Source organism: Streptomyces graminofaciens (assembly GCF_030294945.1).
GTDB lineage: Bacteria > Actinomycetota > Actinomycetes > Streptomycetales > Streptomycetaceae > Streptomyces > Streptomyces graminofaciens.
The window spans coordinates 8,282,788-8,300,729 of record NZ_AP018448.1 but is presented as its reverse complement, the minus strand read 5'-3'; the positions used below and the strand labels follow the sequence as shown (position 1 = coordinate 8,300,729).

12 protein-coding genes are annotated in these 17,942 nt (G+C 71.4%); 7 read left to right on the top strand and 5 right to left on the bottom strand.

Annotation, left to right across the window (positions count from 1 at the left end; all coding sequences use genetic code 11):
• The first annotated feature begins 166 nt into the window (after positions 1–166).
• From SGFS_RS36465 to SGFS_RS36455, 3 genes are all read left to right on the top strand, one after another.
• Positions 167–1,963 (top strand): glycoside hydrolase family 3 protein, encoded by a 1,797-nt coding sequence (locus SGFS_RS36465; protein WP_286256424.1) that lies wholly within the window; start codon positions 167–169, stop codon positions 1,961–1,963.
• A gap of 139 nt (positions 1,964–2,102) precedes the next feature.
• Complete coding sequence (locus SGFS_RS36460) at positions 2,103–2,753, top strand: hypothetical protein (protein ID WP_286256423.1); 651 nt, start codon at positions 2,103–2,105, stop codon at positions 2,751–2,753.
• Between the two features lie 87 nt (positions 2,754–2,840).
• A complete protein-coding gene (locus tag SGFS_RS36455) occupies positions 2,841–5,246 on the top strand; it encodes a protein kinase domain-containing protein (RefSeq protein ID WP_286256422.1) in 2,406 nt (801 codons plus the stop codon).
• A gap of 74 nt (positions 5,247–5,320) precedes the next feature.
• Here the strand turns inward: SGFS_RS36455 and SGFS_RS36450 are convergent, their stop codons facing one another.
• From SGFS_RS36450 to SGFS_RS36430, 5 genes are all read right to left on the bottom strand, one after another.
• Positions 5,321–6,745, bottom strand: a complete 1,425-nt coding sequence (locus SGFS_RS36450; RefSeq protein ID WP_286256421.1) for a S28 family serine protease — start codon at positions 6,743–6,745, stop codon at positions 5,321–5,323.
• 267 nt (positions 6,746–7,012) lie between these two features.
• Positions 7,013–7,387 (bottom strand): hypothetical protein, encoded by a 375-nt coding sequence (locus SGFS_RS36445; protein ID WP_286260248.1) that lies wholly within the window; start codon positions 7,385–7,387, stop codon positions 7,013–7,015.
• 176 nt (positions 7,388–7,563) lie between these two features.
• Positions 7,564–11,250, bottom strand: a complete 3,687-nt coding sequence (locus tag SGFS_RS36440; RefSeq protein ID WP_286260247.1) for an ABC transporter ATP-binding protein — start codon at positions 11,248–11,250, stop codon at positions 7,564–7,566.
• Positions 11,251–11,463: 213 nt separating this feature from the next.
• Complete coding sequence (locus tag SGFS_RS36435; RefSeq protein ID WP_286256420.1) at positions 11,464–12,501, bottom strand: esterase-like activity of phytase family protein; 1,038 nt, start codon at positions 12,499–12,501, stop codon at positions 11,464–11,466.
• A gap of 4 nt (positions 12,502–12,505) precedes the next feature.
• Positions 12,506–13,435: a serine hydrolase gene (locus SGFS_RS36430; RefSeq protein ID WP_286256418.1), complete on the bottom strand. Its 930-nt coding sequence runs from the start codon at positions 13,433–13,435 to the stop codon at positions 12,506–12,508.
• 261 nt (positions 13,436–13,696) lie between these two features.
• Between SGFS_RS36430 and SGFS_RS36425 the strand changes: the two genes are divergently transcribed.
• From SGFS_RS36425 to SGFS_RS36410, 4 genes are all read left to right on the top strand, one after another.
• Entirely contained in the window at positions 13,697–14,218 is a 522-nt protein-coding gene (locus SGFS_RS36425) for a GNAT family N-acetyltransferase (RefSeq protein WP_286256416.1), read from the top strand.
• Positions 14,219–14,303: 85 nt separating this feature from the next.
• On the top strand, positions 14,304–15,083 hold the full coding sequence (locus SGFS_RS36420) for an SDR family NAD(P)-dependent oxidoreductase (RefSeq protein WP_286256415.1): 780 nt from the start codon (positions 14,304–14,306) through the stop codon (positions 15,081–15,083).
• Positions 15,084–15,147: 64 nt separating this feature from the next.
• Positions 15,148–16,149, top strand: coding sequence for an aminoglycoside phosphotransferase family protein (locus SGFS_RS36415; protein ID WP_286256414.1), 1,002 nt, complete (start codon positions 15,148–15,150; stop codon positions 16,147–16,149).
• Between the two features lie 411 nt (positions 16,150–16,560).
• Positions 16,561–17,928 carry an FG-GAP repeat domain-containing protein gene (locus tag SGFS_RS36410; protein ID WP_286256413.1) on the top strand — a complete coding sequence of 456 codons (1,368 nt, stop codon included), beginning with the start codon at positions 16,561–16,563 and terminating at the stop codon, positions 17,926–17,928.
• Positions 17,929–17,942 lie beyond the last annotated feature (14 nt).

The window sequence follows — 17,942 nt, the reverse complement described above, 5'->3', positions numbered from 1 at the left end:
CCCGCCAACGCGCCCCGGCCCCCCCGAGCTCTCCCGCGCGTCCGCTTTCCCGGCCGTGGCAACTTCCAGAAGACAACGGATCCTTGGGAACCGCGCCGGTGGCGGCCCCTCGGCCTCGCGCGGGCTAGTGTGCGTTCCTCACCGGTTCACCTCCGGAAGGAGCGACGTGCCCTCCAGACGTACCGTTCTCGCCGCCACGGCAGGCGTCACCGCGGCCCTGGCGACCGGCACCGAAAACGCACACGGCGACAGCCGCGACGACCGCCGGCTGCGCACCCTCGTCTCCCGTATGTCCCTCGAAGAGAAGGTCGGCCAGCTCTTCGTGATGCGGGTCTACGGGCACTCGGCGACCGCGCCCGACCAGGCCGACATCGATGCCAACCTCAAGGAGATCGGCGTACGGACGGCCGCCGAGCTCATCGCCAAGTACCGGGTCGGCGGGATCATCTACTTCTCCTGGGCGCACAACACCCGCGACCCGCACCAGATCGCCGGGCTGTCGAACGGCATCCAGAAGGCCTCCCTCCGCCTCCCCCGCGGGCTGCCCGTGCTCGTCTCCACCGACCAGGAGCACGGGATCGTGGCCCGGGTGGGCAGACCCGCCACGCTGCTGCCGGGCGCGATGGCGCTCGGCGCGGGCGGTTCGCGGGCCGACGCCCGTGAGGCGGGGCGGATCGGCGGTGCCGAGCTGCGCGCGCTCGGTGTCCGTCAGGACTACGCGCCCGTCGCCGACGTGAACGTCAACCCCGCCAACCCGGTCATCGGCGTACGGTCCTTCGGGGCCGATCCGACGGCGGTCGCGGGGCTCGTCGCCGCGCAGGTGAAGGGCTATCAGGGCAGTGGGGTGGCGGCGACCGCCAAGCACTTCCCGGGGCACGGGGACACCGCCGTCGACAGTCACTACGGCTTCCCCGTCATCGAGCACACGCGCAAGCAGTGGACGGCCCTCGACGCGCCGCCGTTCCGGGCCGCGATCCGGGCCGGGATCGACTCGATCATGACCGCGCACATCATGGTCCCCGCCCTCGACCCGTCCGGCGACCCGGCCACCCTCTCCCACCCGATCCTCACCGGTGTACTGCGCGGCGAGCTGGGCTACGACGGGGTCGTGGTCACCGACTCGCTCGCCATGGAGGGCGTCCGCACGAAGTACGGCGACGACCGGGTGCCCGTGCTGGCGCTGAAGGCCGGGGCGGACCAGCTCCTCAACCCGCCCTCCCTCGACGTGGCGTGGCATGCCGTACTGAACGCCGTACGCGCGGGCGAGCTGACCGAGGCGCGGCTCGACGAGTCGGTCCTGCGCGTCCTGCGGCTCAAGGCGAAGCTCGGGCTGTTCGAGCAGCCGTATGTGAGCAAGGCGGGCGTCGACCGGGTCGTGGGGACCGGCGCGCATCTCCGCGCGGCCGACCGTATCGCCCAGCGGACCACGACACTGCTGGTCAACAAGGGCCGGCTGCTGCCACTGTCCCGGCGTACGCACAAGAAGGTGCTCGTGGTCGGCGCCGACCCGGCGTCCCCGTCGGGCACCACGGGACCTCCGACGACCGTCCTCGCCGCCGAACTCACCTCCCTCGGCTTCACGGCGACCGCGCTGTCCACGGGTACGGCGCCCACCCGGGCCACCATCGACCAGGCGGTCGCGGCCGCGGCCGGCAAGGACGCGGTGGTCGTGGCGACGTACAACGTCACGGCGGGCAGCAGCCAGCGGGCCCTTGTCTCCGCGCTGCTCGCCACCGGGGTGCCGGTGGTCGCCGTAGCCGTGCGCAATCCGTACGACGTGGCTCAACTCCCTGATGTGAAGGGCTACTTGGCGGCGTACTCATGGACCGATGTCGAGGTGCGGGCGGCGGCGCGCGTGCTCGCCGGGCGGGTGGCGCCGCGCGGGAAGCTGCCGGTTCCGGTGCAGCGGGCGGACGATCCGGCACGGGTGCTGTACCCGATCGGGCACGGCCTGACGTACTAGGTACGCGGGGCCGGCCCTGACGTACTGGGTCTACGCCGCCCGCTTCGTACACACCGTACCCAACTGACGCAAAGCACCCGGACTGTCTGACGTGGCCCCCGGTGGGGGGTCACGCTGGACGGGTTCAACGGGGGGTGCCATGCGGAGGGTGTGTACGGGGCTGCGGGCCGCGGCCGTCGTGCTGGGCGTGGTGTCCGCGCTCTCGGGCTGCCAGGCCCTGTCCGGCGGTTCGGGTGACGGAACCGGTGAAACAAGGGAGAAGACGGCGGCGACCGGCGCGCCGGCGGATCCCTCCGGGTACGGCACGGTGTTCCTGGGGATCGACGAGTGCAGCTCGTTCGGGACGACCAGCTTCACCGAGGTGCCCTGTGCCAGTGAGCGTGCCGCCGCCCGGGTGGTCGCGCGGCACGAGGGCCGGGGATCACAGGGGCCGCCCTGCCCGCCCACCACCGACTTCGTCCTGCACATCAGCGAGTCCCGCCCCTCCTTCGACAGGGACGAGGACGGCGACGGGTCCGTGCCCCAGGGGTACGCCTGTATGCGCAAGCTGCAACCGCCCCACCCCGGTGACCCCGGCGGCGGGGGCGGGCCCCGCACGATCGTCGGCGACTGCGTCTACGGCGCCGGGCGGGGCGAGGTCCGCGAGACCGCCTGCGACGGCAACGGCAGGCACGACCCGGAGTACCGGGTCACGGCGGCCGTGGCGCGCAAGGCGCAGTGCGCGACCTCGACCGAGCTGTATGTGCAGTTGGGCGGCACCAGGCCGGTGGGCTGCGCGGTACCCGTCTGAGCCCCGGCCCCCGGCCCCCGACCCCCGTCCGCCCGCGGGTCCTTCCCCCGTCCCCGTGCGGCGTCACCGCGGATGGATATCATCCGCTTGGACCCGTACGAACGTACGAAGATGGGGGAGATGATGGCCCAGGATCCTCAGGGCGCTCCGCACAAGAAGGAGGAGCTGCCGGAGATTCCCGGTTACCGAGTCGACTCGCTCATCGGCTCCGGCGGCATGGGCCACGTCTATCTCGGCACTTCGCCCTCCGGCCGCCAGGTCGCCATCAAGGTGATCCGGGGCAATCTCGTCGGGCAGCCCGACTTCCGGAGCCGTTTCCGGCGCGAGGTCACCGCGTCCCGCCAGGTCAGCGGGGCGTTCACCGCGCCGGTGCTGGACGCCGACCCGGACGCCGACCCGCCGTGGATGGCGACCCTGTACGTGCCGGGCAAGCCGCTGGACAAGCGGGTCAACGAGGGGCCCGCGCTCACCGACGAGGAGCTGTACCGGCTCGCCACCGGTCTCGCGGAGGCGTTGCGGGACATCCACCGCGTCGGGATCGTGCACCGCGACCTCAAGCCGGGCAACGTCCTGCTCGCCGACGACGGCCCCCGCGTCATCGACTTCGGCATCGTGCGCGCGGCCGTACCCGATCCGAACGCGATGACGGGCGTCGGGCTCACGGGCACCGGTGTCACGGTCGGCACGCCGCCGTTCATGTCGCCGGAGCAGATCCGCGCCCAGAAGGACGTGGGGCCGCGCAGCGACATCTTCTCGCTGGGCTCGGTGCTGACGTACGCGGCGAGTGGCCATGTGCCCTTCGACGCGACGGACGTGTACACGATGGTGTACCAGCTGGTCCACGAGCCGCCGAACCTGAAGGACCTGCCCGAGTGGCTGCGGCCTACGGTCGAGCGCTGTCTGGCCAAGGAGCCGGACGAACGCCCGGACGCCGGTGAGCTGTTGGGGCTGCTGAGCGCCTCCTGCCCGACGATCCTGTCGGCGCTGCCGTTCCCGGCCGCGCCGACCGCTCCCATGACGCCGGACTCGGCGGCCCCGGACGCCGACACTGCCACGGCCGTCCCCGTCTCCGTCCCCGCCCCTGTCCCCGTGCCCGATGTGGGGTCGGTGAGCACGGATGTGGGTTCCGTCCTCGCTCCCCCGCCCCGGCGGCTTCGTCGACGCCGGGTGCTCACCGTGGCGGCGACCGGCGTGGCCGTGGCCTCACTGACGGGCGGGCTGCTGTACGGGATGCAGACGCAGAACTCCGCTACGGGCTCCACCGGTGGCGGTTCCTCGGCCCGCACCACCCCCGGTACGCGTACCGTCACCCAGCCCAAGGGATCGGCCTCGTACCTCAGTTCGGTGTCCGGCTCGGCCAACTTCTCGTTCGCGTACCACGACACCCCCGAGCGCCGCCCGGACGGCTGGCGGCCGTGGCAGTACAACCTCCAGGACAGCGAGTGCGTGTACGCCGAGTCGTCGCTGCTCTGCGCCGGCGAGGTGACGGTCCGGCTCGACGCGGCCACCGGCAAGGTGCTGTGGAAGAACAAGGAGGCGCAGGCGTACGGGCACAACGTCCCGGTCGTCGTCGGCAAGATGGTCCTCGTCAACACCGGCGACCGCGTCCTCGGGATGTCCCTCGCCACCGGCGATATCAAGTGGCGTTACGCGACGCAGACGCCCACCGAGAACCTGATGAGCGACGGCGAGCGGGCGTACATCTCCGGCGAGGGCGGCGTGGTGTTCTCACTCGACGCCCGCACGGGCAGGAACGGCTGGCTGGAGGGCGCGGAGTCCGACCAGTACGGCGGCTCGGGCGCGTCCGAACTGCGGGTCGTCGGCGACCGGCTCTACGCGTTCACCACCGTCGACGACGAGGCCGGAGCCGACAACCACGTCACGGTCTTCGACAAGGACAACGGCGAGAGGCTCAGGGACTTCGCACTGGTCGCGGGCTGTGTCCCCGGCACCGAGGCCCTGCTGGAGGAGGACGGCAAAGTCCAGTTGTACTGCTCCTGGATGGACCCGAAGCAGGCGCCGTTCGCCGACGCCATCCTGCGCCAGGAGCTGAAGAAGGGCGCCAAGGGCATCCGTACCGAGGCCGGGGCCATCCTGGGCGGTGGTCAGATGGGCGCGCCCCAGCTGTCGGTGACGCCCGGCCGGGTGATGTACATCGGGCCCACGTCGACGGGCGGCGAACTGGTCTGTGTCGACGCGGCCCGGCAGAAGGAGCTGTGGCGCACGAAGCTGCCCAGTCTGGGTTTCGCCAACATCGCGCCGGTCCAGGCGGGCGACCGTGTCTACACCGTCAACACCCGGGGCGTCGCCGCCTTCGACGCGAAGACGGGCAAGGTGCTCTACCGGCACAGCCTGCCCCACATCGAGAGCCAGAGCGACGCCGAGGTGAGCCTGGCCGTCGAGCCTCTGGTGGCGGGCGGCGTCATCTTCACCCCGTCGAACAAGGCGGGCTGGATGAGCCTGGACACAGAGGCGGACGACGAGCAGAGCTGAGCCCCGGCACCGCGTCACGGCGGTACCAGGGCTCAGCTCACCGACCGACACAACTCGCTAACCGATATAACCGGTTACGGCCGGAGCGACATCTCCCGCTCGACGTCCCGCTTGTCGAGCCTGGAGTCGTACTTCGCCAGCGGCTTCGCCTTGCTCGGGTCGTCCTGGACGGCGGCCGGGGCGACGCCCGCCCACTTCAGGATGCGGGCCGTGGCCAGGTCCTTCTCCGCCTCGACGAGCCCGGCGACACGGGCGCCGTGGTTGGCGCCGGGGGCCGTGAAGACGTACGAGTCACGGGCGCCCTTGCCGACGTGGAACGGCTCGGCGCCCCACGGGTCGTTCTCGCCGTACACGAACAGCATGTGGCGGGCGTTGTGGCGGACCCAGGTGTCGACGCCGCGCATCACGCCCGGCTGGAACTTCATCTTGATGTCCCGGGGGACGAAGTTGCGCGGCGGCTGGTAGCCGTAGCGGATGTACTTCTTCTCGATGTGCGGGAACTTGATCGTCGGCGCGCCGAGCTGCGTCCCGGCCTGGTAGTAGTACGGCGTGTACGGCTCCAGGCCCTGGTCGGTGTACGAGGAGAAGCCGGCGATCGAGTCGACGGACGCCCAGATGTCCTCGTCCGACGCGTTCTTGGCGTCGGCCGGGATGGCGCCGCAGTCGGCGAGGAGGCTGTACTGCCAGAAGCCCCAGACGTAGTCGAGCACGACGGCCTCGTACGCCTTGTCCAGGCTGCCGATGGTGGTGAAGGTGAAGCCCTCGGCGGCGGCGACCTCCGCGTACTTCTTCTCCAGCGGCTCGCGGCGCACCAGCGCCTCGCGCTGCACGGCGTTCAGCCGGTCGCGGCACTCCTTGGTGCCGACCTTCGCGAAGAAGCGGTCGTAGGCCGAGTCCTCCTTGTTCACCACGTCGTTGGGGGCGACGTAGGCGACGACCCCGTCCATGTCCTTGGGGTAGAAGCGCTCGTAGTAGGTGGCGGTCATGCCGCCCTTCGAGCCGCCCGTCGAGAGCCACTTCTGCCCGTAGATCTTCTTCAGCGCCTTGAAGATCCGGTGCTGGTCGCTCGCCGCCTGCCAGATGTCGAGCTTGGACCAGTCGGCCGGGGCGGGCCGGGACGGGGTGAAGAAGCGGTACTCCATGGAGATCTGGTTGCCGTCGACGATCTGGGTCGGCTCGCGGCGGCTGGGGGTGGTGGAGACGTTGTAGCCGCCGGTGTAGAAGACCGTCGGGCGGCTGACGTCCTTGTGCAGCACGGTGATCCGCTGCTGGAAGGTGCCCTTGGCGGGGTGCCGGTGGTCGACGGGCTGGGTGAAGTTGAGGACGAAGAAGCGGTAGCCGGGGTACGGCTTCTCCTCGACCAGGCTGACGCCCGGTATCGCGAGCAGTCGGTCCTTGATGTCAGCGGTGTCCGGCTCCGCGGCGGTGGCCGCGCCCGCCGTGCTCAACGTGCCTATGAGCACTACGAGCGACAGCACCCATCTGAGCGCTTTGCGCATGCGTCTCTCCCCTATGGAACAGCTGTGACCGCCGGAAACTATCGGAGCGACTGCCGACGGCACCAGGGAAGAATGGGGCCAACTGGACTGCTTTCAGGCCGAGATGGGAGAGGTAGGGAAAACCCTGCACGCGAACGGATCACGGGTTACGGGTACGGGTGACGGCCGGCTGGCGGCTAGCGGCTAGCGGCTAGCGGCTAGCGGCTAGCGGCTAGCGGCTAGCGGCTAGCGGCTAGCGGCTAGCGGCTAGCGGCTAGCGGCTAGCGGCTAGCGGAGGATCCAGCCCGAGCTGTATGTCTCCGTGCCGACCCGCGCCTCGATCCACACACACCGCCGGCCGGCGTGCACGGTCACGGGGCCGACGGGGCTCAGCGGGTTCACGGCCGGGCGGCCACCCCACGCCCGTACGCTGACGGACGCGCCCTTGTAGCCGTTCTTGGTCCCCTTCTTGCCGCCCTTACCGGGGGCCCGCTTCCGAGGGGTCAGGACGGCGCACACATGTCTGCCGCGCTTGTGCACCCGTACGGTCCCGCCCGCGAAGGTCAGCGTGCGCACCTTGCGCCCAGCGCAGGAGGAGGCCACCGAGGCCGCCGCCTCCGCGCCGCCCACCGCCGGGCCGGTCATCGTGAGCAGCCCGGCCATCGTCAGCACGGCCAGCACCAGCGCGATCGAACGCCGTTTCCCACCCCTGCCCACCGCTGCCCCTCCCACCACCAAGAGCGTACTGATGTACGGACGCACCAACCGGGTCGAACGGTTGCCCGCCCCCCGGGGACAACAGGCTACGGAGGGCGGCTACGACGTCGAAACCGGCTCGCCTACGACTTCAGCGCGGGCTCCCCCACGAATGTCCGCCACAGCTCCGCGTACCGGCCGCCGAGCGCCAGCAGTTCCTCATGGGTGCCGTCCTCGGCGACACGGCCGTGGGCCATGACCACGACACGGTCGGCGCGGGCGGCGGTGGTGAGTCGGTGGGCGACGACGAGGGTCGTGCGGCGGCCCGCGAGGCGGTCGGTGGCCTGGTTGACCTGGGCCTCCGTGGCGAGGTCCAGGGCCGCCGTCGCCTCGTCGAGGAGCAGGATGTCCGGGTCGACCAGTTCCGCGCGGGCCAGGGCGATCAGCTGGCGCTGGCCCGCCGAGAGGTTACGGCCGCGCTCGGCGACCTCGTGGAGGTAACCGCCGTCGAGGGTGGCGATCATGTCGTGCGCGCCCACGGCACGGGCGGCCGCCTCCACCTGGGCGTCGGTGGCGTCCGGGCGGCCGTACGCGATGGCGTCCCGGACCGTGCCCTGGAAGAGGTACGCCTCCTGCGGGACGACGCCCAGCCGGTGCCGGTACGACGTGATGTCGAGGTCGCGCAGGTCCGAGCCGTCGACGGTGACCCGGCCGCCGGTGGGGTCGTAGAAGCGGGCGACCAGCTTGACGAGGGTGGACTTGCCCGCGCCGGTCTCGCCGACGAAGGCGACGGTCTGCCCGGCGGGGATGTTCAGGGCCACCCCGGTGAGCGCCGCTTCCCCTTCGATGTCGGCGCCGTACGCGAAGTCCACGTCCTCGAAGGTGATCTCCCCGCGCAGGGACAGCACCTCCAGCGGCTCGTTGGCGGCCTTCGTGGACGTGGGTTCCTGGAGGAGTTCCTGGATACGGCCGAGGGAGACCGTGGCCTGCTGATAGCCGTCGAAGACCTGGGAGAGCTGCTGCACGGGGGCGAAGAACAGGTCGATGTAGAGGAGGTACGCGACCAGGGCGCCCGTGGTGAGGGTGCCCGCGTCGACCCGGTGGGCGCCGACGATCAGTACGGCCGCGGCCGCCACCGACGACAGGAGCTGGACGAACGGGAAGTACACCGAGATCAGCCACTGGCCGTGGACGCGTGCCTGGCGGTAGCTGTCGCTGCCCGCCGCGAACCGCTCGCCGCCGTCGCGCTCACGCCGGAACGCCTGCACGATCCGCAGCCCGGCCACCGACTCCTGGAGGTCCGCGTTGACGACCGAGACCCGCTCACGGGCCAGCTCGTACGCCTTCACGCTCGCCCGGCGGAAGAAGACCGTACAGATGATCAGCGGCGGGAGCGTGGCGAAGACGACGAGGGCGAGCTGTACGTCGATCACGACCAGCGCGACCATGATGCCGAAGAAGGTGACGACCGAGACGAACGCCGTGACCAGGCCGGTCTGGAGGAACGTCGAGAGGGCGTCGACGTCCGTCGTCATCCTCGTCATGATCCGGCCGGTCAACTCCCGCTCGTAGTAGTCGAGTCCGAGCCGCTGGAGCTGGGCGAAGATCTTCAGGCGCAGGGAGTACAGGACGCGTTCGCCGGTACGGCCGGTCATGCGGATCTCGCCCACCTGCGCCGCCCACTGGGCGAGCACCGAGAGCAGGGCGAGCCCGGAGGCCGCCCAGACCGCGCCCAGGGCCAGCTGGGAGACGCCCTGGTCGATGCCGTGCCGGATCAGGACGGGGAGCAACAGCCCCATGCCCGCGTCGAGGGCGACCAGGGCCAGGCTGAGCAGCAGAGGCGCACCGAAGCCCCGGAGCAGGCGCTTGAGGCCGTACGAGTCCTCCGGGGTGACCGCCCGTGCCTCGTCGACGCCGGGGGTGTCGGCGGCCGGGGGCAGCGCCTCGACCTGGGCGAGGAGTTCGGGGGTGGCGGGGGTGCCGTCGAGGGCGAGGTCGCGCGGGGAGCGGTCGCCGCTCCACAGGCGGGGGGTGATACCGCGTTCCGCGTCGAACTCGGCGTCCAGTTCGTCCCGTATCGAGTCGCGTATGGCGTTGTCCTGCGTCGCGGCCCGGCTGATGTGGCCGGGTGAGACTCCGCCCATCTCGTCCGGGTCGGTGAGCAGGCGGCGGTAGAGGGCCGAGCGCTGTTCGAGCTCCTTGTGGGTGCCGATGTCGGCGAGGCGGCCCTCGTCGAGGACGGCGATGCGGTCGGCGAGGCCGAGGGTGGAGCGGCGGTGGGCGATCAGCAGGGTCGTCCGGCCCTCCATGACCTGCTTCAGCGCCTCGTGGATCTCGTGCTCGACGCGGGCGTCCACGGCGGAGGTCGCGTCGTCGAGGACGAGGAGGCGCGGGTCGGTGAGGATCGCGCGGGCGAGCGCGACGCGCTGGCGCTGGCCGCCGGAGAGGGTCAGGCCCTGCTCTCCGACCTTGGTGTCGTAGCCATGGGGCAGCTCGGCGATGAAACGGTCCGCCTGGGCGGCGCGGGCCGCCGTCTCGATCTGCTCGTCGGTGGCGTCCGGGCGGCCGTACGCGATGTTGTTGCGGACCGTGTCGGAGAAGAGGAACGAGTCCTCGGGGACCAGGCCGATCGCGGCGCGCAGCGAGTCGGTGGTCAGCTCGCGGACGTCGTGGCCGCCGATGAGGACGGCGCCGCGCGTGACGTCGTAGAAGCGCGGGAGGAGGAGGGAGACCGTGGACTTGCCGGAGCCGGAGGAGCCGACGACGGCGAGGGTCTCGCCGGGGCGGATCTCGAAGCTGAGCCCGTCCAGGACCGGGCGCTCATGGTCGTAGCCGAACGACACGTCGTCGAACTCGACCGTCGCGGGCGCGTCGGCGGGGAGGGTCTTGGTGCCGTCGGTGAGCGTCGGCTCGGTGTCGATCAGCTCCAGGACGCGTTCGGTACCGGCCCGTGCCTGCTGGCCGACGGTGAGGACGAGCGCGAGCATGCGGACCGGGCCGACGAGCTGGGCGAGGTAGGTGGAGAAGGCGACGAACGTACCGAGCGTGATGTGCCCGCGCACGGCCAGCCAGCCGCCGAGCGCCAGCATCGCGACCTGGCCGAGGGCCGGTACCGCCTGGAGGGCCGGGGTGTACCTGGAGTTGAAGCGGATCGTGCGGAGGCGGCCGGCGAAGAGCTTCCGGCCCACTTCGCGCAGCTTGCCGGTCTCCTGGTCCTCCTGCCCGAAGCCCTTCACCACGCGTACGCCGCTGACCGCGCCGTCGACGACGCCCGCGACGGCGGCGGCCTGCGCCTGGGCGTACCAGGTGGCCGGGTGCAGCTTGGTGCGGCTGCGCCCCGCGATCCACCAGAGGGCCGGGGCGACGGCGAGGGCGACGAGGGTGAGGGGGAGCGACAGCCACGCCATCACGACGAGGGAGATCAGGAAGAGGAGGGCGTTGCCGATCGTCATCGGCAGCATGAAGAGCAGGCCCTGGATCAGCTGGAGGTCGCTGGTGGCACGGCCGACGACCTGCCCGGTGGACAGCTCGTCCTGGCGGCGGCCGTCGAGGCGGGTGATCGTGCCGTACATCTCCGTACGGAGGTCGTGCTGGACGTCGAGGGCGAGGCGGCCGCCGTAGTAGCGGCGGATGTAGGTGAAGACGTAGACGAGGACGGCGGAGCCGATCAGGGCGCCTGCCCAGGGGGCCATGCCCCGGGTGTGGTCGCTGACCACGTCGTCGATGATCACCTTGGTGATCAGGGGGACGAGGGCCATGAGGGCCATGCCGGCGAGCGAGGAGCCGAGGGCCAGGACCACGCCCTTCTTGTAGCGCCAGGTGTAGCCCATGAGCCTTCGGGCCCAGGTGCCCTTGCCGTCCCCCGCTTGCGCTGCCACGCCGGTGTCCTCCTTCAGGCCTGATCTTCCGGAAGACACCAACGCGGACCGAGGCGGATTTCATCCCCCCGCAACAAATGGGCGCGTTTTCGGGTGCGGGTGCGGGTGCGTGGGGGCTTGTCGCGCCCACGCGGCGGAGCCGCACATCGATACGGCCCCGCGCCCCTAACGGTGCGCTGTCCTTACCCGGAGGCTGTAGAAGCGGGTCGTCTGCACTGCGTTCTGGTTGTCGTCGCTCACCAGGAGGACCTTCAGGTGGCCCTTCTCCCGGCCTGTGATCGTCATTCCCTCGATGTTGTCCAGCAACGGGTTCGGCTGGGGCTGCTTCGCCGTTGCTCCCAGTGACGGGCAGGTCACCAGGTCGGTCAGGAGGGTTTTCCCGAGGGGGTGCTCCGGGTCGCTGTGGCGCAGGGTGGTCTCGTAGAGGCGGACCGTGTTGCCCACGCCCGCGGTGAAGCCTCGTTCCAGGACCAGGAGGTGGTTGGCCGGGAGGGCGGCGACCTCGACCACGCCGAGGTTCGGGTCGGCCTGGTACGCGTACTGGGTGGAGAGCTTGAAGTCGCGGTGGGCGTGGCGGTCCCAGGTCTGGAGGCGGACCAGGCCCGGCGGGTCGCCGGCGAGGGCGCCCTCCATCGAGGCGAGGAGGGTGTGGCCGCCGGGGAAGAGGGTGAGGCCCTCGAAGGTCTGGTTCGCGGTGGCGCGGCCGGCCGGGGCGACCTTCAGCTCGTCCGGTACCGGGAGGCTGCCCAGCAGGGTGCCGGCGCGGTCGTAGCGGCGTATGGACGGCTCGGTCTCGGAGGTGACCAGGCGGGTGCCGATGGGGGTCCCACCGCTTGAGCGAAGCCGGGAGTGGGGGATGTCGACGGCCAGGCCCTCGGAGTCGAGTGCGGCGCCCGTCTCGGTGGTGAGGGGGACGACGGCCTTCGGCCGGAGCGTCCGGCGGTCGAGGGTGAAGAGCGAGGAGCGGTCGGAGAGGGCGAGCACGGAGCCGTCGCGGGCCGTGGCGAGGGCGGAGATGTTGCCGACGAAGGTGCCCTCGTAGGTCGTCTTGTCGAGGGCGTCCGAGTAGCCGTCGATGGAGACGGACGGCGAACAGGCGTTGTCGGCGCGGGCGTCGGCCGGGCCGGCGGCGGTCAGGGTGGTGGCCGCCGCCAGCCCGGCTGTGATGGTCGCGAGGAGTGACCTCAGGGTTCTCGGGCGCATGCCGTCACGGTACGGGGACGACTGCCTCCTGCGGCTGGGTCGTGGGAACGTACCGCTCAACACTGGCCGAACTCGTGGTGCGCGGGGCCGGCACGAGGTCCTTGTGGATGGCCTTGGCGACGGCCTGGATGGTGTTGACGCCGTACTGCATCGTGCTGTTGCCGTGGGTGAGGACAGTAATGGTGTAGTCGTGGCCGTCACCCTGGAAGGCGCCGATGCTGTGGACGCGCCAGCCGTGCGTGGCGCGGGACAGCCAGCCGTTCTTTACGTGCACCTTCACCGTGGAGGGCGCCCCGGCCGGGGTTCCCCAGCGCTGCGCGGCGACGACCTTGTTCATGAGCTTGAGGACGTAGGCGCGGGCCTTGTCGGTGAGGACGGTGTTCTTCGCGGTGAGGAGCGCGAGGAGCTTCTGCTCGTCCTGGACGGTGATCTGGGTGAGGCCCCAGTAGTTGTTCGCGCCCGGCTTGGTCTGCGTCATCCCGGCGGCGGTCAGGAAGCCCTTGATCTTCTTCAGGCCGAGCTGCCTCCAGAGCTTGCTGGTGGCGTCGTTGTCGGACTTGGTGATCATGGCGGTCGCGAGGGTGGCCTCGCGGTCGGTGAGGGTGCGGTTCTGCTTCTTGGCGTCCCAGAGGAGGGCCGCGAGTACGGTCACCTTGACCACGCTGGCGGAGTCGAAGGCGGTGGCGGCTCTGAGCGTGCAGGTGGTGTTGGTCTCGCGGTCGTAGAGGCCGACCGCCACGGTGCCCTTGCGGCCACTGAGCGCCTTCGTGATGTCCTTCTGCAACTTCGTGGCGAGTTCCGGCTGTTCGGAGGTGCAGACGACCTTCGGCGTACCGGCGGCCGTGGCCGGTCCGGCGGCCGCCAGCGGCACCAGCACCCCGGCCCCGAGGATCGCGGCGAGCACACGCGTGCCCCGGGATATCCGGTGAGTCATGGAGGCTTCCCATTCCTTCGACGATGACGAGTGCGCTCGTGGCGCAGTCGCTTCAGTTGACTCGCAAGGATGACCGAAAGTTGTACGTGCGTGTGTACTCGGGGGCAGCGAAAGGGACTTGAAGGGCAGTCGGCCTTCCCTTTGAGGGCCGTTGAAGGCAGTTGAAGGCAGCTGAGGACCGTTGAAGGCCGTTGAGGGCGCCGCTGAAAGGCGCTCTTGAACGGGCGGTCGTCGGTTCGGGCTCGGTGTTAGCGTCGCGCCATGCACACCTCGTGGATCACACGCGCCGAGACCGGCGCGGACGTCCCCGCCATCCGTACCGCCGTCGCCACCGCGTTCGGGCGGACGGAGGAGGCCGACCTCGTCGAGGCGCTGCGCGCAGACGCGGCCTGGATCGACGGGCTGTCCATCGTCACGACCGAGGAGGACGGCACGGTCGTCGGCCACGCGCTGCTGACCCGCTGCCACATCGGCGAGACCCCGGCCCTGTGCCTGGGGCCGGTCGCGGTCCTGCCGGAGCGGCAGAAGACGGGCGCCGGTTCGGCGGCGATCCGCGCCGCGCTGACGGCCGCCAAGGACATGGGTGAGCGCTTCGTCGTCGTCCTCGGGCATCCGACGTACTACCCCAGGTTCGGCTTCAGCCGTGCGTCCCGGTACGGCATCGGGCTGACGATCGACGTGCCGGACGAGGCGCTGATGGCGCTCGCCCTCGCCGAGGCCGACGCCGACGCCGACGCGCTGCCTAGCGGGACCGTCCGTTATGCGGCGCCGTTCGGCATCTGACGGACCTGCCTCCCGACGGTCCGACGAGGGCTTCGCCCAGGACTCTGCCCAGGACTCCGCCCAGGACTTTGCCTAGGGTTCGGGCATGAGTTCGCAGACGTATCTCTCCTCGTTGTTCTCGTTGGACGGCCGGGTCGCCGTGGTGACCGGTGGCAGTTCCGGTATCGGGCGGGCCATCGCCGGGGCCCTCGCGCGGGCCGGGGCGAGCGTCGTGATCGTGGCCCGCAAGGAAGCTCAACTGGTCGCCACGGTCGAGGAGTTGACGGCCGAGGGATGCCGGGCGGCGTGGGTGAGCGGTGATCTGGGCAGCCGGGAGGGCGTGCGTACGGCGGCCGAGCGGGCGGTCAAGGCGCACGGCGAGCCCGACATCCTCGTCAACTCCGCCGGGATCAATCTGCGGCCCCCGATGGGCGAGTTGAGCGAGGAGGTGTGGGACTCGACCATGGCGGTGAACCTGGAGGCGCCGTATCTGCTGGGCGAGCGGTTCGGGCCGGGTATGGCCGAGCGGGGCTTCGGGCGGATCATCCACATCACCTCGCAGCAGGCACACCGGGCGTTCGTGCGGAGCGGGGCGTACGGGGTCTCCAAGGGGGCGGTGGAGTCGCTGGCCCGTTCGCAGGCGGAGGCGTGGTCGCCGTACGGCGTCACCTGCAACACGCTCGTGCCGGGTTTCGTCCCGAGCCCGCTCAACGCGCGGTTGTCGTCCGACCCGGAGATGGTGGCGGCGCTGGCCGCGCGGACGATGGTCGGGCGCAACGGCTTGGCCGAGGACTTCGCGGGCGCGGCGGTGTTCCTGGCGAGCCGGGCGTCGGCGTACGTCACCGGGCAGGCCGTGTTCGTCGACGGCGGGTTCTCCGTTCACTGAGCGGGCGGGCGCGACGCGGAAAATAGGGTGGCCCGCTGTCCGCCGCCGGTGCTGGGATGGCGCGATGCGGGACGAGACATCGACGAGTGTGGACCGGGGTCAGTACGAGGACGCGGTGACGCCGTGGGAGCAGGAGGCGTGGCGGGCGGCGGCCCTCGACTGGGTGGCGGACGGGCTCGCCGCGCACGGACTGCGGGAGAACGGCCGCCGGGAGGTACGGCTGCGGCCGTGGTCCGTCCTGATCCGCGTCCCCGTGGAGGGGCGTGCCCCGGTCTGGTTCAAGGCGAATCCGCCGGCCAGTGTGTGGGAGGGCGCGCTGACGGAGGCGTTGGCCCGGTGGGTGCCGGAGCATGTGCTGGAGCCGCTCGCCGTCGACGCCGAGCGCGGCTGGTCCCTGCTGCCCGACGGGGGCGAGCTGTTCCGGCACGTACTGGAACGGGACGGGGCCGGCCCCGAGGTGTGGGAGGACGTCCTGCGCCGGTACGCGGCGATGCAGCGGGCCCTGGTGCCGTACGCCGGGGACATCGAGCGGGTGGGCGTACCCAGCGCGCGTACGGCCGCGCTGCCCGAGGTCTTCGACAGGCTGGTGGCCGAGAACACCGTGCTGCGGCCCGACCAGCGCGGGAGCCTCGCGGCACTCCGGCCCCGCCTCGTGGACTGGTGTGCGGAACTCGTGGCCCTGAGCGTCGCCGACTCCCTCGACCACGCTGACCTCCACGACGGCCAGTTCTTCCACCCGGCACCGGCCCGCTTCACCTTCTTCGACTGGGGCGACGCGTCCGTCACCCACCCGTTCTGCAGCCTGCGGATCCCGGTGGCGAAGGCCGGGGAGCGGTACGGGGCGGAGGTGATGGGGCGGCTGCGGGACGCGTATCTGGAGCCGTGGACGGACGCCGGGCGGACGACGTCGACGGAGCTGCGGCGGGCGGTGAGCCTGGCGTGGCGGCTGGCCGCGCTCGGGCGGGCGGCTTCCTGGGGGCGCGTCTTCTCCAGCGCGGGGTCCGGCGCCGTCGAGGAGGCGAGTGCCCGCTGGCTGCTGGAGCTTCTCACCGCCCCACCGGTCTGAGGAGCCGATCCGACGGTAACCGGTAATACCGGTTACCGGTTATGGGTTACATGTACCCGGCCGTCGGCTCTCCGGACGGGCCGGGTGGCGGCCGTAGTCGCGGGCGTGCGGTCCGCGCGGGGTTGGCTCGCCTGGGGCGCGGGCCACCTGCCGTCGTGGGCGGCAACCTTTTCGGCCTGTCGGCGGTCCAGTGTGTGTTTCGGCGTCGTGGATGTGCGAGGTCCCATGGAGTGGCTGGTGCGGGTGGCACGGAGGGCGGGGCTGTCGCCGCCGGCGGCAGTCCCGAGAGCCGACCCGCGTCCGGGCGCGGGGCGCGGGCACAGGCCTCCGGCGCCCCTGGCGGTTCGCGTCGCCGCACGCCCGCTCGCCGGACGCCCGCGCGCCGGACGCCCGCGCGGATTCGCCGCCGTCATGCTGGCAGCCGCGCTGCTGGCGGCCGGGTGCGGCCCTGCGGAGCGTGCGGCCGACGGCGACAGCGACGACAGCGACGACGGGCGGCGGCACACGGCCCGCTCCCGGGGTGAGCGGCCACCGGCCGGCAAGCCTTCGGAGCACCCACGGCCCGGGGATCTCAACGGCGACGGTTACGACGACTTCGCCGCGGTGGTGGCGGGCCCGAGCCTGGTGGTGGTGTACGGCTCGGCGGACGGACTGGATCCGCGCCTGCGCACCGTAGTCCCGCTGCCGACCTCGAAGAGGGGGCCCGAGCAGATACAGCTGTTCCGCGCCGATCTGGACCACGACGGCTACACCGATCTGGTCCAGGCCCCCCAGGACCGCGACCCGGCCGTACTGTGGGGCGGGCCGCGCGGCGTGGGCGACCCGCAGCCGCTCACCGGGGCGCCGAGAAGCCCCGCGGCCACCGGGGACTTCGACGGGGACGGCAACGCCGACCTGTTCGTCCCGGGCGGGGCCACAGGCCCGGAGGGCACGGTGTGGTACGGCCCCGTCGAGCGCGGCGGCGCACCCGCCCGCCGCCAGAACCTGACCGGCGGCCGTTGGCCGGACTCGGTTCCGGCCCGCTTCCTGACCGGCGACTTCGACGGCGACAAGGCGACCGATCTGGCGCTGTGGTTCCACTGGACCGATCCGGACATGGAGGGCGACGGCGATGTGGTCGTCAGCGGTCTGCAGTATCTGCGCGGCGGCCCGCAAGGGCTGAGGCTCACCGAGCGCCGCGAGCCGCCGGACATCGGCCTGGAGGGGCAGCCGGGCGACGTGGACGGCGACGGCATCGACGACCTGTTCACGGCGGGCTTCAGCGCGCCTCGAAAGCAACTGGCCGTCGGCTACCGGCTCAGCACCCGTTCCGGGCCCGAGAGCGGCAAGCAGGACGGGGTGCTCACCGGCTCGCCGCCGGGACTGACGGACGCGACGCAGTACGGCGGTATGGGCGGCACCGCGCTGGGTGACGTCACCGGCGACGGCAGGGCCGACCTGGTCACCTCGGCGACCGGCGCCAACGACAACAACGGTGTGGTCTGGCTGGTCCCCGATCTGCTCGCGGCGGACGCCGAGGCCGTCCAGGCGGTGAACCTCGACAGCCCCGGCGTCCCCGGGAGCGACACCCCCGCCACCGGCCGAGGCCCGACCCGTAACCGCATCACCGTCGTGGGCCCGCTTCTCGACACCGACGGCGACAAACACGTGGACGTGGTGTTCGGCGCGCCCGGCTTCCTGGACGCGAAGAAGCAGGACCTGGACGCGTTCTGGGTGTTGCGCGGCACCGACGGAGGGATGAAGTATCACCGGCACTTCACCACCGAGGACCTCGGCTGAGGATCGGAGAGAGG

What these genes read in the sequence shown, in the direction of transcription:
- SGFS_RS36460 (WP_286256423.1), top strand. Translation starts at nt 2,103, where the DNA reads ATGCGGAGGGTGTGTACGGGGCTGCGGGCCGCGGCCGTCGTGCTGGGC.
- SGFS_RS36450 (WP_286256421.1), bottom strand. Translation starts at nt 6,745, where the DNA reads ATGCGCAAAGCGCTCAGATGGGTGCTGTCGCTCGTAGTGCTCATAGGC.
- SGFS_RS36445 (WP_286260248.1), bottom strand. Translation starts at nt 7,387, where the DNA reads ATGGCCGGGCTGCTCACGATGACCGGCCCGGCGGTGGGCGGCGCGGAG.
- SGFS_RS36440 (WP_286260247.1), bottom strand. Translation starts at nt 11,250, where the DNA reads ATGGGCTACACCTGGCGCTACAAGAAGGGCGTGGTCCTGGCCCTCGGC.
- SGFS_RS36435 (WP_286256420.1), bottom strand. Translation starts at nt 12,501, where the DNA reads ATGCGCCCGAGAACCCTGAGGTCACTCCTCGCGACCATCACAGCCGGG.
- SGFS_RS36430 (WP_286256418.1), bottom strand. Translation starts at nt 13,435, where the DNA reads ATGACTCACCGGATATCCCGGGGCACGCGTGTGCTCGCCGCGATCCTC.
- SGFS_RS36425 (WP_286256416.1), top strand. Translation starts at nt 13,697, where the DNA reads ATGCACACCTCGTGGATCACACGCGCCGAGACCGGCGCGGACGTCCCC.
- SGFS_RS36420 (WP_286256415.1), top strand. Translation starts at nt 14,304, where the DNA reads ATGAGTTCGCAGACGTATCTCTCCTCGTTGTTCTCGTTGGACGGCCGG.
- SGFS_RS36415 (WP_286256414.1), top strand. Translation starts at nt 15,148, where the DNA reads ATGCGGGACGAGACATCGACGAGTGTGGACCGGGGTCAGTACGAGGAC.
- SGFS_RS36410 (WP_286256413.1), top strand. Translation starts at nt 16,561, where the DNA reads ATGCTGGCAGCCGCGCTGCTGGCGGCCGGGTGCGGCCCTGCGGAGCGT.